The sequence below is a fragment of the Proteus vulgaris genome (assembly GCF_023100685.1).
Classification (GTDB): domain Bacteria; phylum Pseudomonadota; class Gammaproteobacteria; order Enterobacterales; family Enterobacteriaceae; genus Proteus.
The window spans coordinates 2,753,758-2,775,478 of the sequence record NZ_CP090064.1; the positions used below are offsets into that span (position 1 = coordinate 2,753,758).

Sequence of the window (21,721 nt, forward strand, 5' to 3'; positions counted from 1 at the left end):
CTTTAACCAAAGAGGGATAAAACATGATTTATCACCGCAGCATAAGCAGCTGGCTGTGCCTGATGCGCATTATGTCCAGCTTGCGGGATAGTCGTTAATGGTAGCGAATATTGCTGCGCTATCGCTTGAAATTTTTTATCTTTCTCACCACAAAGCCAAATAAATGGCAAAGTGAGTTGCTGCAATTCAGAGACTAGCCAAGGCTGATGACCTAAAGAAAGCATCTCTAAACTTTCTGCAATACAAAACCCCGCATTATGGCGACGTTTTTCAATCAATAATTGTCGGTTTTCATCACTTAGATCAGCAAATACAGGTTGTTGATACCATTGTGTTAATACATCACAAATAGGTTCATTACGAAAACGCTCAGCCCAACATTTATCATGCGCAATGCGATTTTGCCTTTCTGTTGCATCATTTAAACCTGGGTTGCCACCTTCTACAATCAATCCCATTAATCCTGCCGTATCACCAAAACATGCATGATACATCGAGATCCTGCCACCTAACGAGTAACCAATTAACCAATAGTGATCAATACCTTGCTCTTTTAGAGTGTCTGTTAACAAAGTGCTCACTTCAACAAAATCTTTCGCGCTGATAGATGCAGAACCACCATGACGAGGCAAATCAATCACAAGTGATGGATATTCATGGCAAGCCTGAATGACAGGCTCCCATTCACAACCTTCACCTAATAGCCCATGCAACCAAACTAACCAAGGCCCTTCATTATGGGTATTATATCGCTGACATGCTAAAGTCATGAGATGTTACCTGTTTTACCAGCTGATTTAATGTTTTTGCGCCATCAGTATCATCAACAATTAATTCAATTAATGTTGTTGTTGGCGCCCCTGTCCAGCAATCCTGAACAGTCGTTAACAGTGCATCCCAACTTGTTGGTGATACATAATGCAAACCAAACATTGCGGCTGCATGTTTGAAATTTAATGAGTGAGGCATACAGTAAAAACGTTCTCGTTCTGCCTCTGGCGTGGGTAACATAGAAAATATTTGCCCACCGTTATTATTCACTACGATAATAACATTAGGTGCATAAACTTGTTGATGTAACGCTAAACTATTTAAATCATACAATGCCGATAAATCGCCCAAAATTGTTAATGTTGGCTTTTTTGTCGCGCGGTGAACACCTGCAGAGGTTGAAATTAAACCATCAATACCACTTGCACCTCGGTTACTCATTACCGGATAACCTTGTGGTAATCGAGCAAAAGCATCAATTAATCTCACTATCAGACTATTGCCAACAAATAACTGTCCATCACTAGGAAGTAATTTATCTAATTGATGTGCAACCTGTGCTTCACCAAAATAATTCGTTATTTCACTTACCTTTTGATAGGTTTGTGTAGCTATATCTGTTAATGCTTTAGCCCAAGATAAATTATCAACAGCTGGGTGTGCCCTTAACCATTGCATGGGTGATAATGTGAATTTTTCACCTTGATGATGGCCGGGATCTAAGCGTCCCGGAATAAGGTCAACAATCCAATAAGCGTTGGGAGAACATCCCACTTGCCATTGCAATAAACGTTTACCTGTTAAGCTTGAGCCAAATTGAATAACGATTTCGGCATTATTGAGTTTTGATTTTGCTTGTGAGTTATTCAACCATAAATCAGCACAAGGTAACGGTTGCCCTGTTTGGGATAATACATCACCTAATAAAGGCCAACCTAATTGTGATGCCCATTTTGCGACTTCAACACCTTCTTCTGGGCTAATACGCCCAGCGATCACAACACCTTTTTTCTGGCGTAACTCATTCCATTGAGGATGTGTTGAAACTGCATTAAAGCGAGTTTCATGTAACCACGGTTTATCATTTTGCCACCAATTCCCTAAAGCTTCAGTCCATGGTGTTAATGTTTCAACATCATCACCATATAACGGTTCAGCAAAAGGACAATTAACGTGTAACGCGCCATGAACCAATGTATTCATCGCATTATCAAGTGTAGAAACTAACCAGTTTGCGGGAATATCCGCTGTCGGTCGTGGTAAAGAGAGTGTTTGTGAAGGATGCGTTGCAAAAATACCTTGCTGACGGATAGCTTGATTTGCACCGCAATCAATTAATTCGGGCGGTCGGTCTGCGGTTAAAAAGATAACACGCTCCCCTGTTAATCCCGCTTCAATTAATGCCGGATACAAATTAGCGACAGCGGTACCTGATGTCACAATCACGGCAACAGGATCTTTGGTTGCTTTTGCCAACCCCAAAGCTAAATGACCAAGCCCACGTTCATCAAAATGCGTATGACATATTAATTTTTGATTAGCGGCAGCTGCGAGTGTTAAAGGAGTCGAACGTGATCCGGGTGCGATACAGATATGGCGTAAACCATGACGAGTCAAAGTTTCGAGTATAACTTTAGCCCATTGGCGATTAAACGAACTATTAGACATTGATCATCCCAACAACGAAAACCTGCAATTGCTATTATAATATCTGTTCCTAAATACTTTTCCTTAGCCTAGTTCAATGAACAGAAGTTTTCGTTAAATAAATCGTTAAAGAAAACACTCAAAGAGTGCATTATTTAGGCGAGTTGTCCGCCTTATTTTCAAAGCGCTCTTTTTTATCGTTAAGAATAAGAATAAATAACGCTACAGTGCTAAAGAATAGCATCAATTAGTTAACAACTAGCAGTGGTTATTTGAAGAGTAGCACTAAATAACTGACTGTAAAAAAACACTCATCAAATTATGATGATTATTGCTGATGCTATTTATCCTAACTCAGACTTTTAGTAGAAAATTAACTCTCTTTCTCTAGCAATGTTCGTAAACCCGCCGCTTTATTTTCAATTTCTGTCCACTCTTGCTGTGGATCAGAGCCGGCCACAACACCCGCACCTGCATACAGCGTCAAGGTATCATCGTGCAACTCACCACAACGCAAGCTTACTGCAAATTCGGCATGAGGAAGCGATAAATACCCTGCAGATCCGGCATACCAACGACGTTCAAAAGGCTCATGTTTGCGAATAAAAGCGCGCGCAACACTTCTTGGTAATCCACACACCGCCGCAGTTGGCTGTAATCGTTTTAAACAATCAATATCATCTGAATTAATTAATTTTCCATGAATATAACGACGAAGATGTTGTACTTTACGTAAACGGATAACATCAGCTGGAGAGACATCAATACCGTCAACACCACCTTGTAATCGTTGACAAATATCATCAACGACAACCAAATTTTCATGCTGGTTTTTTTTGTCATTCATCAGCCAATCTGCAAACGCTATCGCTTGTTGCTCATTATCCGAACTCGCTACAGTTCCAGCTAACGCTTCGGTATACAACATCAACTCATCACGTTTATATAATCTTTCAGGAGTTGATCCCATAAAGGCATCTGAAGGTGAAAATGCCAGCATATAATGATAGCAATGATGATTGACATCACGACTTGCTTTCATAAATTGAATGGCTTTAAGTGGATTATCTAATGTTAAGCATGTAGCCCTTGCTGGCACTACTTTTTCAAATAAGCCTTGGTTAATTTCATCTAATGCAATATCAAGATAATGAGTCCACTGCTCTTGCGTTAAAGAGTGATTAACTTGAGTCACAGAAACAGAAAGAGGCTCAATATCTAGCGATTGATTTAATGTTTGCAGAAAATCTAAGGTGTCTTTTTTATCAGCGTCATCAAGTAGATTTAAATGAACAGAAAGCTGCTGCTGGTGGCGCCTAATTTCAATTCTAGGTAAAAAAAGATAGGCATCATCCCCATTTATCTCATCTATACGGCCAGGAATAATGGTATCCCACGCATTTAAGCCCCAAATACGCACATCATCAATATTTATATCAGACTGATGAATTGCTAAAAATTGGCGAGCGTCTTGAATATGATTGAAGCAACATAATTGCCCACATGCTGCCACTTCTTCACTCTCATCGCGATGCTGCCAGTAAAATTGCGGATAATACACTTGAGCAGCAAGCCATGAGAGTAATGGGAACGAAACCTCTGACGGCAAGGCGACTTTCAAATGTAAAAGATTACCTTGTGCTGTCAGATTTATTTTTTTAACTTTTTCGTACAGTGTCGAAAACACAGGATTAACCTTTTCCACTCCAAATACCCACAACTAATTAAAAGGGAGATTATACGTCTCTATAAGAATTATCAAAGGGCTGATTAATTATAACCTTTGTCATTTATCAAAGTTTTGTATTTTTCATGTTACAAAGTAGAAGCATTAATCTGTAAATCCTAAATAGTAAACAAATCATTCTAAGAACATGCTGTATAGATAAAAAATTATTATACATAAGAGAGGTTATATGGATACAACCACCTATGAACATATAGATAAAATTATCGAAACGCCCGATATTCCCAAAGAGGCACTCAGCTTAATACTCGGAATAGATAACGAAAATGGGCGCTTACCCGGAATTGTTACTTCTCATGATTTAATTAAGATAAAATCTTATATTAACAAAGCACTTTCACTCCCTTACAAATTAGAAGATGTTATCAATTTTATTGGTTACAATGAAATAAGCATACAACAACTCTCCTCTGATAATATCTTGTCTCTTTTTGTTCGGATCCGAGAACATGCATTTGAATGGAATAAAATTGAATATGCAATAAAACAACAAGCTATTGATTTAGAAATCATGGGAAGGGAAATAACATCTACGGGTGAAAACATCATTTTATTTATTAGCCAAATGCCTTTATTAACCAAAATCTCAACTGTTATCAATGATCTTTCCGATCAAGAATTGGCTAATATTAAATATACCGATCAGGATAAACAAATTTCGACTCAACTTATTCATATATTAGAAAGTATGAAACAAGATATCGAAACTGAACGAGATAAAACCCTTAAAATAAAAGATCTTTTATCTACCTTTAGAAGTAAAATAATGGGTGGGAAAGATAGTAGAAATATACAATATCAATCTATTTATCATGAGGTCATTAACAAAAAAAAACTCATTAATGAATTCAATAATAGTAATAATATCTCTCTCATTGATGAACGAGACTTACTGATTGAGGATATTAAAATATTAAAAGAGGAGTATAAAAACTATGTTGGTCTTGCTTTTACAGGACTTGCGGCAGGTATTATTGGCGTTATTATTACAGGAGGTATTTTTGGCGCTAAAGCTGAAAAAATACGCAAAAAGAGAAATGAATCAATAGAAAAAGTAAAAAGCCTTAATAAGGAGATAGATATCTATACTAACTTATCTCTCTATTTAAATTCTCTTTATATTGAATTGGACGATGTAGAACAACTTATCGAAGATACAAATATAGCATTAGAGCATATTGAATATGTCTGGCAGGCCATAATAACAGAGATAGATGCATCAATAAGTAACTTCAATAAAATAAACAATGCATTAGAACTCATTAAATTTAGTATCTATTTAGAAAAAATCATTTCACCTTGGTATATGGTTATTGGGTATTCAAAAGAGATTTTTATTTCTTTTGATAATGCACTCTCTTCTTTTTACTCATCAAATTAACAAAAGGAAATTGTTATGAATAATAGTAGAAAACAGGTAACGCCTGAAATAAAATTTGAGCATACAAAACTATTTCATGCTTATCGAAACATTCTTTATTTAAGTAATAATAAATGTTACATGAATAATGATTTCAACAACGAATTAACCTTATTCATAGAAAGAAATAATAAAAATATTGAAAACATTATCTATTTCTCACTTGTTTTAAAAACAAGATTAAGGCAGAAATTACTTAATGATACATTTAAAATAGTTAATGAAATTGATAATGAGATAAAAAAAGATTCACTCAGTATCGAATTAAAAATAAAATTAGAAGAGGAAAAGAAAGAGATACTAGATATATTTCTAAATGAAGTCAATGAAACTAAAAAAATCATTGATGAACATTGTCTATTTCTTTCATCAGAAATAAATCAACTCAAAACACAGTTTGTTAGTGATAGGATCATGCCTTTTATTATTGATAAAGAAAATCTCATCAATACATTAACAACTCAAATTGCAACATTAGAGCATGAAAATGAAAAGACAAAACAAGAACTCGATATCATACGCCAAAGTGAAGATATTTTAAACAAACGGAGTTTTTTCGACCTTTTTAATGGCTCTATTCCTTTAAAATCAGAAATTGAAGCACTTAACATTGAAAATAAGGAAAAAAATATTTTATCTTCATTGATAGAAATACTTGATAAATTATTTTCTACATTAAGCCATGGTTTTTCATATGCTAAAATTGTTGAAACTCGTCATCAACTCACAACGCTTTTTCTTTCACAAATAAAACAACTTAGCCAATTAAAAAATGAGAAGCAAAATACTTCATTTACATTAAAACACTACTATATGTTAATTGATATTGACCTTTTTTTAAGGGAATTTATTGAACAATTAATCGTGTTAAATAAGTCTTGGAAAATGATAAATTCACAATTTACAACTTTGAAAAGTAATATGTCATTAACGGAAAAAATTCTTATCCCCCTTTTCCCATTCTTAGATGACTTCACTTTATATTATAGTAATAAAGAACAATTAAAATACACCGAGAATTAACCATAAAAAACGGCTCTATAAAAAGAGCCGTTTTATTATTTGAATTTTTTGTTCTTACGATTAATTTACAGCAGGTGCAATAATCGCAAAATTCGTCAATTCAATTAATGGTTGTGGCCATACACCTAATGCAATCACAACAATCGCACAGATTAATGCAACAAATGTCGCCATATTTTGTGATGTGGTTGCAACCGCTGGCGTATTGTCATTGTCTGGTTTACGTAAGAAAACAATCGCAGCTGCACGTAGGTAGTAGAATAAACCTATCGCACTACCTAACACGACCATACCAGTTAACCACCATAAGCTTGAGTTAATACCTGCAATAATCACATATAGTTTACCAATGAATCCTAAGGTAATTGGTACACCAGCCAGTGATAACATCATCAGGGACATAACTACAGCAACAACAGGACGGCGCCAGAATAATCCACGGTAATCTTCTAGTGAATCCATTTCGCTTTCGCGATAAGGACTTGAAGCTACCGCGATTGCACCAAATGCACCTAAGCTTGCAAACAAGTAACCCGCTAAATAGATTTCGGCCGTTTCTTGCGCCAGCACAGGACTGTATTGCAATACAATTAATGCCACTAGCAGATAACCAAGATGTGATACCGAAGAGTAACCCAGTAAGCGCTTCACGCTTTTTTGCGTTAACGCCATAATGTTACCAAACAGAATAGAGGCAATTGCCATGAAACCTAAGATCATCCGTAAGGTTTCACTATCTGCTGCAGGCGCTTCAAGGAATAAACGCATCACAACTGCAAAAATACCAATCTTACTTGCAGTGGCTAAGAATGCCCCCGTTGGTGCTGGCGCACCTTGGTAAACATCAGGTGTCCATAATTGGAATGGGAATAAAGATAATTTAAATCCAATTCCCACCAACATCATGCCTAAACCTGCAAGCACTAATGGTTTATGGATATTGCTATCACTTAAACTTTGTCCCATAGCAGTAAAGGAAAGGTTTCCTGCTTCTGCATAGAGCAGTGCCATACCAAACAGTAAGAAAGAAGACGCAGCTGCTGAAAGCAGCATGTATTTAATACCCGCTTCCAGTGATGGACGTTGTTGGAATGCATAGCCGATAAGACCAAACAGTGGCAATGTCAGCAATTCAATACCAATAAACATCGATGCGAAATGATGAGCAGATGAGAGTAAAATCCCCCCCACTACTGCAATCGCAATCAGCAAGTAAAACTCTTCTTTGTTATCTTGATAGCCTTCTAACCAAGGATAAGCAAAAGCGATAGTACCAATACCAGAAAGAATAACTAGCGCAGTAAAGAAGCTAGAGTATCCATCAACATGGTAAAGCGTGGTCACGTCAACGACGCCTAATGCATTAACGTAATAGAGTGATCCCAACGCAATAATGAAACCCGTTGCTGTCAAAGTGGCAATGGTGAAATGATCGCGTCGCCACGCAATGGACAGCATCACAACCACCACCGTCAATCCGACGATTAATAGCGGTAGCATTGCGATCAATTGTTCAGGAGTTATTGTCATGGCGAATTACGGCCTTACTGTTGAAATAGAAGCGGAATACCAAGTCTGGAGATTTTCCATCGCTGATGCCGAGGTGTCTAATACTGGTTGTGGGAAGAAGCCCAAAATAACCAGTAAAACCACCAAGGTGATCAGGATAAAGAATTCTCTCAGATCCAACCCTTTATAGGTTCTTTCAGCTGTTTTCGGTGAACCGTAGTAAGCCTGTTGCATCATCCATAGTGCGTAAACAGATGCAAAGACTAAACCAAAGACCGAAATAATCGTGATCAGCTTAAAGTTGCCATAAGTACCAAACAGGATCATAAACTCACCAACGAAGTTACCTGTTCCTGGCATACCTAAAGAGGCAACTGCAAAGAACAGTGAAAACGCAGGTAAGAAACGGATGCTTTTCCACAATCCACCCATTTGATTCATATCACGCGTACCTAAGCGTTCATACAGCATGCCACACATGATAAATAGACCTGCAGCTGACAAACCGTTAGTGATCATCTGAATGATAGCACCTTGATAAGCCAATACAGAGCCAGCATAAATCGCAATCACGATAAAGCCCATGTGAGAAATACTACTGTAAGCCGCAAGACGTTTAATATCTGTCTGACGAAATGCCAGTAATGCTGCATAAAATACGGTAATTAAACCTAACCACATTGCCACAGGAGCAAGCAATGCTGATGCTTCTGGGAACAGTGGTAAGTTAAAACGCAATAAACCGTAAGCTGCTGTTTTTAACAAAATACCGGATAAGTCAACAGAACCCGCTGTTGGTGCTTCTGCGTGCGCATCAGCTAACCAGCCATGAACAGGAACAATTGGCATTTTCACCGCAAATGCAGCGAAGAAACCTAGCATCAGGATAAATTGTAGCTCAGTACCTAATACGGTGTGTGCTTGTAATAAGGTGTCATAGCTAAACGTCCAAATACCTGTTTCACGGTAGAAAGCAACCGCTAAACCGATAATGGCCAGCAACATTAACAGGCCACTTGCCTGTGTATAGATAAAGAATTTCGTTGCTGCACTGACGTGTGCTTTATCACTACTTCCTTTGTGTCCCCATAAAGAAATCAGGAAATACATTGGGATCAACATCATTTCCCAGAAGAAGAAGAATAAGAACAGATCCGTCGCTAAAAATACCCCCATTACACCTGCTAAGATCCACAGCAGGTTAAAATGGAAAGCACCTTGTGATGGTTGATTTTCATTCCACGATGAAAGTACCGCTAAGATACCTAAAATCGCAGTTAATACAGCCATCAGTAATGACATACCATCAAGTGCGAACTGGATGTTGATCCCTAACGCAGGGATCCACGGCACAAAGAAATACTCTGTCCAGCGTGGTGCTCCATCAGCACTGAGTAGTTGATAATCGCCTTGCAACCAAAGTTGCACAGAAATAACGAGTGTTAATCCCATCGTCAGCAACGCAACCCAGCGAGGAACTTGCGAGCCAATTCGTTCAGCCTGCCAACTTAGCAGGCCACCGATGAAGGGAATAAGTATTAGCCAGGGTAATAACATGGCGCAATGTGTCCCTTAATTAAACCAGAAGCAGCAGAGCGATAACCAGCACTGCACCTAAACCGAGAGAAGCCGCATACCAACGTGCTAATCCATTTTCACTGAAACTTAATCCTTTATTGGTGCCTTTAAGCAAGCAACCAAATAAATTAAAGAATTGGTTCACAGGATCATTTTGGATAAGCCACGCCGCCCCTTTATAAGGTTTGACAAACAGCACTTCATACAGAGCATCGAATCCCCAAGCATGGAACCACCATGTTGAGAAGAAACGACCGGTACGAGTATTGGCAACCTTAGAAACACATTGACGCTGTTTCAGGTATAACCATGCTGCAATGGCAACGCCTACAATCGCTACCACACCAGAAAGTATTTCTAACACATACTTACCATCATGAGATGCGCTTCCTTCAGGGAACACAGCACCTAACGATTGAGTAATTAATGCACCGATAAACGTTGATAACAGTGCTAATACCGCTAATGGGAAAGTATGTGTAAAACCTTTAACTTGGTGTGCTTCGGTTTTGGTTTCACCATGGAATACGATGAAAATCAAACGGAAGGTATAAAGTGACGTAAATAACGCACCAATTAACCCTGCTAGCATTAAGTTAAAATGCCCGTTTGAGTACGCACCCCATAAGATTTCATCTTTACTGAAGAACCCTGCTGTTAACAGTGGTAATGCCGCTAATGCGCCACCACCAATTAAGAAACATGCATAAACAAATGGGATCTTCTTACGTAACCCGCCCATCTTAAAGATATTCTGTTCGTGGTGGCAGGCTACAATTACCGAACCTGCGGATAAGAACAGTAACGCTTTAAAGAAAGCGTGGGTCATTAAGTGGAAAATTGCGGCATCCCATGCTTGAGCGCCTAAAGCCAAGAACATATAACCAATTTGGCTCATGGTTGAATAAGCAAGAATACGTTTAATATCTGTTTGTACTAAGGCAGCAAAACCCGCTAACACTAATGTCACAGCACCGATAATACCAACTAACTCCAGTACTTCTGGTGCCATTAAGAATAGCGCATTACTACGTGCCACTAAGTACACACCTGCTGTAACCATGGTTGCGGCGTGAATTAATGCAGATACAGGTGTTGGGCCTGCCATTGCATCGGCTAACCAAGTTTGTAATGGAAGCTGTGCAGATTTACCTACGGCACCGCCTAATACCATTAACATTGCCCAGTTAATAACACTTGAACCTACTGCTAATTGCTCAGGAGCAAGCACTGCCATTTCACGGAAGCTTAATGTACCTAATTGGTCAAACAGGATAAACATACCGATAGCTAAGAACACATCACCGATACGCGTTACGATAAACGCTTTCATCGCCGCTGCGCCATTGGCAGGATTGCTATAATAGAAACCAATTAACAGGTAGCTACATAAGCCAACCCCTTCCCACCCCATATACATCAGCATCATGTTATCAGCCAGTACTAAAACAACCATACTTGCGATAAATAAGTTGGTATAAGCAAAGAAGCGAGAATATCCTTCTTCTCCACGCATATACCACGATGCATACATATGAATAAGGAAGCCAACACCGGTAATAACACCCAGCATGGTTAATGAAAGACCATCAAGAACCAGAGTGAATGGAATATTAAAATTCCCTGCTGACATCCAGTTCCATAAAGTCAGAACATAAGTTTCTTGCCCATTGGCAAAGAAATCCATACCAGCCCAAAGTGCAACTAAAGCCGATAAACCAACCGAACCTGTACCAATCCATGCTGATACGTTTTCAGACCAACGACCACGTGAGAAAGCGAGCAGTAAAAATCCCAGCAGTGGTAGCAGAATGGTTAAATAGAGTATATTCATCCGCGCATCTCACTGACTGTATCAATATTGATGTTTTGGCGATGTCTATGAAGCTGTAACAACAATGCCAGACCAATACTTGCCTCTGCCGCTGCCAAGCTGATTGCCAGAATATACATAATCTGACCATCTGTTTGACCCCAAAAGCTACCACCGACAACAAATGCCAGTGCAGCCGCATTAATCATAATTTCTAGTCCGATCAACATAAACAACAGGTTGCGGCGAAGTACTAAGCAGGTAAAACCTAACACAAACAGTACCGCAGCCAAGATCAAACCATGTTGAAGAGGTATCATTTTTGCTCCCCTGCGTTTTCGTTTTCGACGAGATCGTCATGGCTCTGATCACGACCAATGTGATAAGCAACTATTAATCCTGACAATAAGAGAACAGATGCTAACTCAACAGCCAGAATATAAGGCCCAAACAAGCTAATACCGACCTCTTTCGCGCCAATTATTTCTCCAGTAATTTCACCGTGAGTAACACTACTAATTGCATAAATAAGCACGACTAATAGCATCAGAGATAAAAGTGCTGGCCCAATCCAAAACTTCGGTTGTAGCCACTTTCTCTCTTGATCAACGACGGATTTACCTAAGTTGAGCATCATCACCACGAAAACGAACAACACCATAATGGCGCCAGCGTAAACGATGATTTCTAATGCACCTGCGAAATAGGCGCCCAGCGAGAAGAAAACCACAGAGAGTGCAATCAATGAAATCACTAAGTACAACAATGCGTGTACTGGATTGGTATGAGTGATAACTCTCAATGTTGCAAGGATGGCAATCAGCCCCGCGATGTAAAATGCAAATTCCATGAATATCGCTCCTTACGGTAACAGGCTTTTGACATCGATAGGTTTAGCTTCATCATCTGCATCACCTTTGTCTTTGCCGTTAATCGCCATACCTGTTTTACGGTAAAAGTTATATTCAGGATATTTGCCGGGTCCAGAAATCAACAAATCGTCTTTTTCATAAACCAGATCCTGACGCTTAAACTCACCCATTTCAAAATCAGGCGTCAATTGTAACGCCGTTGTTGGACAAGCTTCTTCACATAAACCGCAGAAAATACAGCGAGAAAAGTTGATACGGAAAAATTCCGGATACCAACGACCATCTTCATGTTCTGCTTTCTGTAATGAAATACAGCCAACTGGACAAACTGCTGCACACAAGTTACAAGCAACACAGCGCTCTTCACCATCGGGATCACGCGTCAATACAATACGTCCACGGTAGCGTGGTGCAACATTGACAGGTTCTTCCGGGTACATCTGTGTTTCACGTTTGGCGAAGGCGTGTAAGCCAATCATCCAAATGCTTCGTACCTGGGTGCCGAAACCAGTCAATAACTCTTTTAAAGTCATGGTTCAATCACCCCTTATTGAGCGTTGTAAAGTATCACTGCAGCAGTTACCAGCAGATTGATAAGAGTTAACGGTAAGCAAATTTTCCAACCAAAAGACATCACTTGGTCGTAACGCGGACGCGGTAACGATGCACGAATAAGGATGAACATCATCATGAAGAATCCTGTTTTCAGTGCAAACCAAATGAATGATGGTAAGAAAGGACCTTGCCAACCACCAAAGAATAACGTCACGATAAGACCTGATACTGCAACGATCCCGATATATTCACCGACAAAGAACAGACCGAATTTCATACCGGAATATTCAATGTGATAACCATCAGCAAGTTCTTGTTCTGCTTCTGGTTGGTCAAATGGATGACGGTGACAAACAGCAACGCCAGCAATCGCAAACGTAATAAAGCCGAAGAATTGTGGAATGACATTCCACATATTCGCTTGTGAATTCACAATATCTGTCAAGTTAAAAGAGCCTGCTTGAGCAACAACCCCTAAGATTGAGAGTCCTAAGAACACCTCATAACTTACGGTTTGTGCTGATGCACGCATTGCACCTAACAATGAGTATTTATTGTTACTTGACCAACCCGCAAATAACACGGCATAAACCGCGATACCCGCAACCATCAAGAAGAATAAAATACCGATGTTTAAGTCAGCAACAACCCATGTTGAGCTAACAGGTACAATAGCAAATGACAGTAATAAAGATGAAAACGCAATTACTGGTGCTATGGTGAAGATAAAGCGGTCAGCAAATTTTGGGATCCAGTCCTCTTTAAAGAACATTTTGATCATATCCGCAATTAGCTGTGCTGAACCTGCATAACCTACACGGTTAGGCCCATAACGGTTTTGGAATAATCCCAGTAAACGGCGTTCCCCCATACTCATAAAAGCACCACAGGTAACCACGACAAGCAAGATCACCACGGCTTTTAGAACGGTGAGTAAAATCTCTGTAACTTCAGGAGATAACCAGCTCATTATGCAATACCCCGCAGTTGACGAACCGATACACCCACCAGCGATGGAGAAATACCTGCCATACCTAACGGCAAGCCGATTTGACCTTGAGTCAGGTGAGCACTGATTTTCACAGGTAAGGTGAATTCACGACCTTCGTAAGTAAACATGGCTTGCTGACCCTGAGTTAACGCTAATGCTTGTGCATCAGATTCGCTCAATGTTAGATAAGCCGTTTCCATACGAGATTGGATAACTTCTGCACGTTGTGATAATTCTTCACTACCAAATAAACGGTAGCAAGGTGCGACAGTCCACTGATTTTTCTGTGCATTAAATGGCGCAGGAATATCCGTGAAGTAGCCTAGTGTATTATCACCACATTCAATTAGACGCACGCCTGGATCACCAAAGCGTAAGCTGCCACCCACTTCGGCTTGGAATTTATTCCATGCTTGAGGTGAGTTCCAACCCGGTGCCCATGCAAATGGAATTTGCTGGCGAGGCGCTGTTGGGCTGTTATTACCTTCCATTGAGAATGCAAATGGTGTGTCGATATCTTTTGGCTGACGCTGTTCATGAACAGACACATTCGCCAACATAGATGTACGACCACTATAACGATGTGGTTCACGTGCCAGTTTTTGACCGCGAATACGGAATGACGCATTCGGTGCAGCATCAACAATGCCCGCAAACTGAGGAAGACGTGTTGCACAATGCTCAATCACATTGTCTAACTGTGTCCAATCCAGTGTTCTTTCATGCCATTGTGAATCAACCGCACTTAACCAACGCCAGCTTTCATGCATCACGACTTCTTTGTTATAGAAAGAAGGTTCGAAAACTTGGAAGTAACGCTGTGCTCTGCCCTCTTGACTCACCATTGTTCCATCGCTTTCAGCGAATGAAGAAGCAGGGAGAACCAGATGTGCTTTCGCCATAATGTCTGTTTGCTGGTGGTCAATAACAATTAAGTTATCCACTTTCGCAACCGCATCATCAATCACATCAGCATCGTAATGGCGATATAAATCGTTTTCCATAACAACAACGGTGTCTGCTTGACCACTGCGCATGATTTTTAACGCATCATCAAGAGGTTGCGCATTCATCATGGCAAGACCCATGCTGTTTGCATCATCAGCAACGAAAGAAAGTCCCACTTCATTGCCTTTTGCTTTTAATGCAAACGCAATGTTGGCAGCGGCTTTAATAACGTCTTCGCTACCTGCATGACTACCACTGATAATTAATGGTTTTTTCGCTTGAGAAAGTGCTTGAACAACCATCTCGATATGTTTATTCAGCGCTTCATCAATGCCATCAACCGCTGGTGCTTCACCATTAATGTTATTGGCAATTGCAAAACCTAAGCGTGCTTGATCAACAACCGGGGCGCGATAACTCCACGCAGCAACATCATCAAGACGAGTTTCATCAACATGAGTCACAAACAGTGGGTATTTAGCACGTTGCCCGATATTCATAATCGCAGCGATTTGCCAATCAGCCACTTTTTGAGCTGCTGCCATTTCGCGAGCTTTACCTTTCACTGCTTGGCGTACAGACAATGCCATACGAGCACCGGTTTGCGTTAAATCTTCACCTAACACTAAAACTGCATCGTAATCTTCAATTTCACGTAGAGATGGAGTATGAACACCACCTTTTTGTAAAATCTCTAGCATTAATGTCAAACGTTTCTGCTCTGATGCAGAAATACCGCTATAGAAGTTTTCAGCACCCACAACTTCACGTAATGCAAAGTTACTTTCGATACTTGCACGCGGTGAGCCAATACCAACAATACGCTGGCTTTTTTTCAGCATATCCGCAGCAGCTTGAGTTGCTTGAACAGCATTGATCTCTAACCAGTTACTACCTAAACGTTTTTTAGGTTGACGAGGTCTGCTTGCTAAGTTCACATAGCCATAGCCAAAACGACCACGGTCACAGAGGAAATAGCGGTTTACAGTCCCGTTATAACGGTTTTCAATACGACGTAATTCACCATAACGTTCACCTGGGCTTGTATTACAGCCCATGCTACAACCTTGGCAAATACTTGGTGCAAACTGCATATCCCACTTACGGTTATAACGTGATGAGTGAGTTTTATCAGTAAATACACCCGTCGGACAAATTTCGACCAAGTTACCCGAGAATTCGCTCTCTAATGTGCCATCTTCAACACGTCCAAAGAAAACGTTGTTATGTGCACCAAAGACACCTAAATCAGTACCATCAGCATAGTCTTTGTAGTAACGAACACAGCGGTAACAAGCAATACAACGGTTCATTTCATGAGAAATAAACGGTCCCAGATCTTGGTTTCTATGTGTACGCTTCGTAAAGCGATAGCGACGCATAGTGTGACCTGTCATTACCGTCATATCTTGAAGGTGGCAGTTACCGCCTTCTTCACAAACTGGACAGTCATGAGGATGGTTTGTCATATACCATTCAACAACGCTTTCACGGAATTTCTTCGCTTCTTCGTCATCAATAGAAATAAACGTGCCATCAGTCGCTGGTGTCATACAAGACATCACTAAACGACCGCGGGTATCCTCAGCATTTTGATACTGCTTAACCGCACACTGGCGGCAAGCGCCAACGCTTCCCAGCGCTGGGTGCCAGCAAAAATAAGGAATATCTAAGCCTAAATTAAGACAGGCTTCTAACAGGTTATCAGCCCCGTTAACTTCATATTCTTTGCCGTCTACATGAATCGTAGCCATAGTCAGCATGCTTCCCAAAGGCCTGCACAGCAGGCGTTAAACCTAGAATGTGTCGTAAAAAATTACCAGCGGCTTTTCAGCAAGTTAGGCTGAATACCTCTGATTAAGTTGGCATTGGTATAATCTTCTTGAATAATGCCCGCTTCAAATTCTTCACGGAAATATTTAATGGCGCTTTGTAAAGGTTCTACTGCACCCGGTGCGTGAGCACAGAATGTGTGTCCTGGACTTAAAGAACGACATAAATGCTCAAGGGTTTCAATATCACCAGGGCGACCTTTACCGTTTTCTATCGCACGTAAGATTTCGACACTCCATGGCAAGCCATCACGACAAGGTGTACACCAGCCGCAAGATTCACGCGCAAAGAATTCTTCTAAGTTGCGAGTTAATGAAACCATATTAATTTCATTATCTACTGCCATCGCAAGCGCTGTGCCTAAACGGCTACCTGCTTTTGCAATCGTGCCAAAATCCATTGGGAGGTCGAGATGATCTTCAGTTAGAAAGTCAGTACCTGCACCACCCGGTTGCCATGCTTTCAGCTTAAGACCATCGCGCATACCGCCTGCGTAATCTTCAAGGATCTCACGCGCTGTTGTACCAAATGGTAATTCCCATAAGCCCGGAAATTTCACGCGACCTGAGAATCCCATTAATTTAGTACCCGCATCTGGGCTTTTGCCTTCACTTAAGCCGATATACCAATCTTTGCCATGTTCAATAATCGCGGGCACATTACACAGTGTTTCAACGTTATTGACACAGGTTGGTTTACCCCATGCACCTGATGTTGCAGGGAATGGTGGTTTAGAGCGCGGGTTAGCACGACGACCTTCTAAGGAGTTGATTAATGCTGTTTCTTCACCACAGATGTAACGACCAGCACCTGTATGAACGAACAGTTCAAAATCAATACCTGAACCGAAGATATTTTTACCAAGGAAACCCGCTGCTTTTGCTTCCTCGATTGCATGGCGTAAATGCTTAGCCGCTTCAATATATTCGCCACGAAGGAAAATATAACCACGATAAGCTTTTAGTGCGTGAGCACCGATAATCATCCCTTCAATTAACAGATGTGGAAGTTCTTCCATTAAGAGACGGTCTTTATATGTTCCCGGCTCCATTTCATCTGCATTACAAAGGATGTAACGGATATTCATGCTTTCATCTTTTGGCATCAGGCTCCATTTCAAGCCTGTTGAGAATCCAGCACCACCACGACCTTTTAGGCCAGCATCTTTGACTTCTGTCGTAACTTCAGTCGGTGACATGCCTTTTAATGCTTTTTCTGCCGCTTTATAACCGTTTTTAGCACGGTATTCATCCAGCCATACAGGCTGACGATCATCGCGTAAGCGCCACGTTAGCGGGTGCGTTTCTGCGCTACGAATAATCGGTTTTGCTCCTGAAATTGCTGTCATGGATACTGCTCCAGTAACGTTTCAATCTCTTCAGGTTTAACAAAGCTGTGAGTATCGTCATCTACCATCATGGTAGGACCTTTATCACAATTACCTAAACAGCAGGTTGGCAGTAATGTAAAGCGACCATCTGGTGTTGTTTGACCAGGGATGATATTAAGATGCTTTTCAATTGCTGCTTGAATGCCTTGATAACCTGTAATATGACAAACCACGCTGTCACAAAAACGAATAATGTGACGACCAACGGGTTGACGGAAAATTTGGCTATAGAACGTAGCAACGCCTTCAACATCGCTAGCAGGGATCCCAAGAACATCCGCAATCGCATAGATTGCGCCGTCTTCCACCCATCCACGGTTCTTTTGCACAATTTTCAGTGCTTCTATAGATGCTGCTCGCGGATCTTCGTAGTGATGTTTTTCTTGTTCAATTTCGGCACGTTCTTCTTCAGTTAATACAAACGTCGCTTTCTTTGAATGCGTGACATCAACAATTTCAATCTGCACCGCATCATCTTTTTGGTTTAATTCATTTTGCATGATTAACGATCCACATCCGACATTACAAAATCAATACTTCCCAGATACACAATCAAGTCAGAAACCAAGCTACCGCGGATAACCGCTGGGATTTGTTGCAAGTGAGCAAAGCTAGGCGTACGAATACGTGTGCGATAGCTCATTGTGCTGCCATCACTGGTTAAGTAATAGCTGTTAATCCCTTTAGTGGCTTCAACCATCTGGAATGATTCATTAGCAGGCATAACCGGGCCCCATGAAACCTGTAAGAAGTGGTTAATCATGGTTTCGATATGCTGTAATGTGCGCTCTTTTGGTGGAGGCGTTGTCAGTGGATGATCTGCTTTAAATGGCCCTTCTGGCATGTTTTTATAGCACTGTTCCAAGATGCGTAAGCTCTGGCGTAGCTCTTCTACTTTCAGCATTACACGATCGTAACAGTCACCATTACTTGCGACAGGAATTTCAAATTCAAAGTTTTCATAACCTGAATATGGACGCCATTTACGCACGTCAAACTCAACGCCTGTTGAACGAAGACCTGCACCTGTGACACCCCACTCTAACGCTTCTTTCGAGTTATATGAGGCGACACCGATAGTACGACCTTTCAAAATACTGTTTTGTAACGCTGCTTTTACGTAAGAATCTAGACGTTTTGGCATCCAATCTAAGAATTCACGTAATAAGCGTTCCCAACCGCGTGGTAAGTCATGAGCAACACCACCGATACGGAACCATGCAGGGTGCATACGGAATCCAGTAATCGCTTCAACGATGTTGTAAACTTTCTGACGGTCAGTAAAGGCGAAGAACACCGGTGTCATTGCACCAACGTCTTGGATAAAGGTACTGATATACAGTAAGTGGCTATTAATACGAAATAGCTCAGACAGCATGACACGAATGACTTTAACGCGTTCAGGCACTTCAATACCGGCAAGTTTTTCCACTGCAAGTACATAAGGCATTTCGTTAACGCATCCGCCAAGGTATTCGATTCGATCTGTATATGGGATATAGCTGTGCCAAGATTGGCGCTCACCCATTTTTTCAGCACCACGGTGGTGATAACCCACGTCAGGCACACAGTCGACGATTTCCTCGCCATCAAGCTGAAGAATAATACGGAATGCACCGTGAGAGGATGGATGGTTAGGGCCGAGGTTTAAGAACATAAAGTCCTCATTCTCCGTACCGCGTTTCATTCCCCACTCTTCAGGTTTAAATGTCAGCGATTCCATTTCCAGATCCTGCTTCTGCTTTGTCAGCACATAAGGATCGAACTCTGTCGCACGAGCAGGATAATCTTTACGCAGTGGATGACCTTCCCAATCAGGAAGCATCATTATACGGCGTAAATTTGGGTGCCCATTAAAGACAATCCCAAACATATCCCAGACTTCACGCTCATACCAATTCGAGTTAGGAAAGAGAGATGTGATTGTCGGAACATTAAGATCATTTTCACTTAATGCGACTTTCAACATAATATCTTTATTACGATCGATTGATATCAGATGATAGAAAACGGAAAAGTCTGCTGCGGGCAAGCCTTGACGATGCGTACGAAGGCGCTCATCAAAGCCATGCATATCAAACAGCATGACATAAGGTTTTGGTAAAGATTTGAGGTATTGCATTACCTCAATGAGTTGTTCCCGCTTAACCCAAACAACTGGCATGCCAGTACGAGTAGGCTGGAACGTAAACGCATCTGGCCCAAATTTCTGACGCAGTTCATTAACCACCTGATCATCAATATGATCGGTCGTTTCCCACGCTGGCCGAGCGCCTTTTTGCGCTATCTGATCGGTCATTTCTATTCACCACAACTTTGATCAGGGTTACTATGATCGCAACACATTGCTCTGGTTACGTCTTAGGCAAAAGCCTTTAAATTTCGTCAGGAGTACGCAGATTTTTGACTGCGATACGCTCACCGTGTTTTCTTTCTCGTTCTGATTGCATATTGGCACGGTAAACGCCTTGGTCGCCGACAACCCATGATAATGGGCGACGTTCTTTACCAATGGACTCTTGTAATAACATTAATGCTTGCATATAAGCTTCAGGGCGTGGCGGACATCCAGGAATATACACATCAACTGGAATGAACTTATCCACACCTTGCACTACGGAATAGATGTCATACATACCACCAGAGTTAGCACATGCACCCATAGAGATAACCCATTTAGGTTCTAACATCTGATCGTATAAACGCTGAATAACCGGTGCCATTTTCGTAAAGCAAGTACCTGCAACCACCATAAAGTCAGCTTGACGAGGGGATGCACGTAATACTTCTGAACCAAAACGAGCCACGTCATGCACAGCTGTAAATGACGTCACCATCTCAACGTAACAACAAGAAAGACCAAAGTTATATGGCCATAAAGAGTTTTTCCGTCCCCAGTTCACAACGTCATGCAACGCATGTTCCAGTTTTCCCATATACACGCTGCGATGAACGTGAGCATCTAATGGGTCACTGACAATTTCCTGTGATTGCAGGGGATAACGGTCATTCTCACCGTTCGGATCTATGCGGGTGAGGGTATAATCCATTTCTAATGCCTCGCTTATTACTGCTGCGGATGTTTGCCGCTGGTTAATCGAACATGGCTTTTACTCGCAGTTTCACGGCGAGAGCGAATAGGCGTCCAATCTAATGCACCTATGCGAACCAAATAGAATAATCCAGCTAATAAAATAGCGATGAAGACTGATGCTTCAATAAAGCCTAACCAGCCGACTTCACGAACGGAAACAGCCCAGGCATAAAGAAACAGTGCTTCAACATCGAAAATAACGAAAAACATGGCAACTAAATAGAATTTAGCCGACATGCGCAGACGAGCGCTGCCAACAGAATCAAGACCAGATTCATAAGGAACATGCTTTGCCCTTGCCTGTGCGCGTCCGCCTAAATAGCGGGCACCCAACAACATGAGCGAACATAACCCCAATGCGCCTATGAGGAAGACAGCAAATGCCCAATGATGGGCGATAACTTCGGTGGTTGTAGACATACTCATTGCTTACTCATCAAAGGTGGTGTCAATTAACCAACTCTTATCCGGCGGTTTACACCACATTTCTAATTACGAAAAAAAAGGCGAATTAAACAGGCTTGCTAATT

Annotated in this window: 18 protein-coding genes; 2 read left to right on the top strand and 16 right to left on the bottom strand. The window is 41.1% G+C overall.

Going from position 1 to position 21,721, the window contains the following annotated elements; genetic code table 11:
- Positions 1-2: 2 nt before the first annotated feature.
- The 3 genes from menH to LW139_RS13345 form a co-directional block, all read right to left on the bottom strand.
- The gene (gene menH, locus LW139_RS13335; protein WP_166540720.1) at positions 3-770 is read right to left on the bottom strand and encodes a 2-succinyl-6-hydroxy-2,4-cyclohexadiene-1-carboxylate synthase; all 768 of its coding nucleotides are present in this window, start codon (positions 768-770) and stop codon (positions 3-5) included.
- Positions 745-2,439 carry a 2-succinyl-5-enolpyruvyl-6-hydroxy-3-cyclohexene-1-carboxylic-acid synthase gene (gene menD / locus LW139_RS13340; RefSeq protein WP_247850059.1) on the bottom strand — a complete coding sequence of 565 codons (1,695 nt, stop codon included), beginning with the start codon at positions 2,437-2,439 and terminating at the stop codon, positions 745-747. The genes menH and menD overlap by 26 nt, the downstream gene beginning before the upstream one ends.
- Positions 2,440-2,791: 352 nt before the next feature.
- A complete protein-coding gene (locus LW139_RS13345) occupies positions 2,792-4,123 on the bottom strand; it encodes an isochorismate synthase (protein WP_166540722.1) in 1,332 nt (443 codons plus the stop codon).
- A 211-nt stretch (positions 4,124-4,334) separates the two neighbouring features.
- On the opposite strand from LW139_RS13345, the gene LW139_RS13350 reads away from it, so the two are divergent.
- On the top strand, positions 4,335-5,546 hold the full coding sequence (locus tag LW139_RS13350; protein WP_109407239.1) for an alpha-xenorhabdolysin family binary toxin subunit A: 1,212 nt from the start codon (positions 4,335-4,337) through the stop codon (positions 5,544-5,546).
- Positions 5,547-5,561: 15 nt separating this feature from the next.
- Positions 5,562-6,608 carry an alpha-xenorhabdolysin family binary toxin subunit B gene (locus tag LW139_RS13355; RefSeq protein WP_247850060.1) on the top strand — a complete coding sequence of 349 codons (1,047 nt, stop codon included), beginning with the start codon at positions 5,562-5,564 and terminating at the stop codon, positions 6,606-6,608.
- A 60-nt stretch (positions 6,609-6,668) separates the two neighbouring features.
- On the opposite strand, the gene nuoN is transcribed toward LW139_RS13355, so the two are convergent.
- The 13 genes from nuoN to LW139_RS13420 all read right to left on the bottom strand — a co-directional run bounded on the left by nuoN (position 6,669) and on the right by LW139_RS13420 (position 21,617).
- Positions 6,669-8,138 carry an NADH-quinone oxidoreductase subunit NuoN gene (nuoN, locus tag LW139_RS13360; protein ID WP_109407241.1) on the bottom strand — a complete coding sequence of 490 codons (1,470 nt, stop codon included), beginning with the start codon at positions 8,136-8,138 and terminating at the stop codon, positions 6,669-6,671.
- Between the two features lie 6 nt (positions 8,139-8,144).
- Positions 8,145-9,674, bottom strand: a complete 1,530-nt coding sequence (gene nuoM, locus LW139_RS13365; protein ID WP_166540724.1) for an NADH-quinone oxidoreductase subunit M — start codon at positions 9,672-9,674, stop codon at positions 8,145-8,147.
- Between the two features lie 19 nt (positions 9,675-9,693).
- Entirely contained in the window at positions 9,694-11,529 is a 1,836-nt protein-coding gene (gene nuoL, locus LW139_RS13370) for an NADH-quinone oxidoreductase subunit L (protein ID WP_247850061.1), read from the bottom strand.
- Entirely contained in the window at positions 11,526-11,828 is a 303-nt protein-coding gene (gene nuoK / locus LW139_RS13375; protein WP_023581731.1) for an NADH-quinone oxidoreductase subunit NuoK, read from the bottom strand. The genes nuoL and nuoK overlap by 4 nt, the downstream gene beginning before the upstream one ends.
- Entirely contained in the window at positions 11,825-12,358 is a 534-nt protein-coding gene (gene nuoJ / locus LW139_RS13380) for an NADH-quinone oxidoreductase subunit J (protein WP_072063175.1), read from the bottom strand. The genes nuoK and nuoJ overlap by 4 nt, the downstream gene beginning before the upstream one ends.
- A gap of 12 nt (positions 12,359-12,370) precedes the next feature.
- Entirely contained in the window at positions 12,371-12,913 is a 543-nt protein-coding gene (nuoI, locus tag LW139_RS13385) for an NADH-quinone oxidoreductase subunit NuoI (protein WP_006533299.1), read from the bottom strand.
- 14 nt (positions 12,914-12,927) lie between these two features.
- Positions 12,928-13,905, bottom strand: a complete 978-nt coding sequence (nuoH, locus tag LW139_RS13390; protein WP_006533300.1) for an NADH-quinone oxidoreductase subunit NuoH — start codon at positions 13,903-13,905, stop codon at positions 12,928-12,930.
- The gene (gene nuoG, locus LW139_RS13395; RefSeq protein WP_227335719.1) at positions 13,905-16,637 is read right to left on the bottom strand and encodes an NADH-quinone oxidoreductase subunit NuoG; all 2,733 of its coding nucleotides are present in this window, start codon (positions 16,635-16,637) and stop codon (positions 13,905-13,907) included. The genes nuoH and nuoG overlap by 1 nt, the downstream gene beginning before the upstream one ends.
- A gap of 53 nt (positions 16,638-16,690) precedes the next feature.
- Positions 16,691-18,055, bottom strand: coding sequence for an NADH-quinone oxidoreductase subunit NuoF (gene nuoF / locus LW139_RS13400; RefSeq protein ID WP_072063177.1), 1,365 nt, complete (start codon positions 18,053-18,055; stop codon positions 16,691-16,693).
- Positions 18,052-18,597, bottom strand: coding sequence for an NADH-quinone oxidoreductase subunit NuoE (gene nuoE, locus LW139_RS13405; RefSeq protein ID WP_006533305.1), 546 nt, complete (start codon positions 18,595-18,597; stop codon positions 18,052-18,054). The genes nuoF and nuoE overlap by 4 nt, the downstream gene beginning before the upstream one ends.
- Before the next feature lie 2 nt (positions 18,598-18,599).
- Positions 18,600-20,396 (bottom strand): NADH-quinone oxidoreductase subunit C/D, encoded by a 1,797-nt coding sequence (gene nuoC, locus LW139_RS13410; protein WP_166540727.1) that lies wholly within the window; start codon positions 20,394-20,396, stop codon positions 18,600-18,602.
- Positions 20,397-20,472: 76 nt separating this feature from the next.
- The gene (locus LW139_RS13415) at positions 20,473-21,147 is read right to left on the bottom strand and encodes a NuoB/complex I 20 kDa subunit family protein (RefSeq protein WP_004243697.1); all 675 of its coding nucleotides are present in this window, start codon (positions 21,145-21,147) and stop codon (positions 20,473-20,475) included.
- Positions 21,148-21,164: 17 nt separating this feature from the next.
- Positions 21,165-21,617: an NADH-quinone oxidoreductase subunit A gene (locus LW139_RS13420; RefSeq protein WP_072068609.1), complete on the bottom strand. Its 453-nt coding sequence runs from the start codon at positions 21,615-21,617 to the stop codon at positions 21,165-21,167.
- Positions 21,618-21,721 lie beyond the last annotated feature (104 nt).

Excerpts from the sequence above, each read along its gene's own strand:
- menH (WP_166540720.1), bottom strand. The coding sequence starts at position 770 with ATGACTTTAGCATGTCAGCGATATAATACCCATAATGAAGGGCCTTGG.
- menD (WP_247850059.1), bottom strand. The coding sequence starts at position 2,439 with ATGTCTAATAGTTCGTTTAATCGCCAATGGGCTAAAGTTATACTCGAA.
- LW139_RS13350 (WP_109407239.1), top strand. The coding sequence starts at position 4,335 with ATGGATACAACCACCTATGAACATATAGATAAAATTATCGAAACGCCC.
- LW139_RS13355 (WP_247850060.1), top strand. The coding sequence starts at position 5,562 with ATGAATAATAGTAGAAAACAGGTAACGCCTGAAATAAAATTTGAGCAT.
- nuoN (WP_109407241.1), bottom strand. The coding sequence starts at position 8,138 with ATGACAATAACTCCTGAACAATTGATCGCAATGCTACCGCTATTAATC.
- nuoM (WP_166540724.1), bottom strand. The coding sequence starts at position 9,674 with ATGTTATTACCCTGGCTAATACTTATTCCCTTCATCGGTGGCCTGCTA.
- nuoL (WP_247850061.1), bottom strand. The coding sequence starts at position 11,529 with ATGAATATACTCTATTTAACCATTCTGCTACCACTGCTGGGATTTTTA.
- nuoK (WP_023581731.1), bottom strand. The coding sequence starts at position 11,828 with ATGATACCTCTTCAACATGGTTTGATCTTGGCTGCGGTACTGTTTGTG.
- nuoJ (WP_072063175.1), bottom strand. The coding sequence starts at position 12,358 with ATGGAATTTGCATTTTACATCGCGGGGCTGATTGCCATCCTTGCAACA.
- nuoI (WP_006533299.1), bottom strand. The coding sequence starts at position 12,913 with ATGACTTTAAAAGAGTTATTGACTGGTTTCGGCACCCAGGTACGAAGC.
- nuoH (WP_006533300.1), bottom strand. The coding sequence starts at position 13,905 with ATGAGCTGGTTATCTCCTGAAGTTACAGAGATTTTACTCACCGTTCTA.
- nuoG (WP_227335719.1), bottom strand. The coding sequence starts at position 16,637 with ATGCTGACTATGGCTACGATTCATGTAGACGGCAAAGAATATGAAGTT.
- nuoF (WP_072063177.1), bottom strand. The coding sequence starts at position 18,055 with ATGACAGCAATTTCAGGAGCAAAACCGATTATTCGTAGCGCAGAAACG.
- nuoE (WP_006533305.1), bottom strand. The coding sequence starts at position 18,597 with ATGCAAAATGAATTAAACCAAAAAGATGATGCGGTGCAGATTGAAATT.
- nuoC (WP_166540727.1), bottom strand. The coding sequence starts at position 20,396 with ATGACCGATCAGATAGCGCAAAAAGGCGCTCGGCCAGCGTGGGAAACG.
- LW139_RS13415 (WP_004243697.1), bottom strand. The coding sequence starts at position 21,147 with ATGGATTATACCCTCACCCGCATAGATCCGAACGGTGAGAATGACCGT.
- LW139_RS13420 (WP_072068609.1), bottom strand. The coding sequence starts at position 21,617 with ATGAGTATGTCTACAACCACCGAAGTTATCGCCCATCATTGGGCATTT.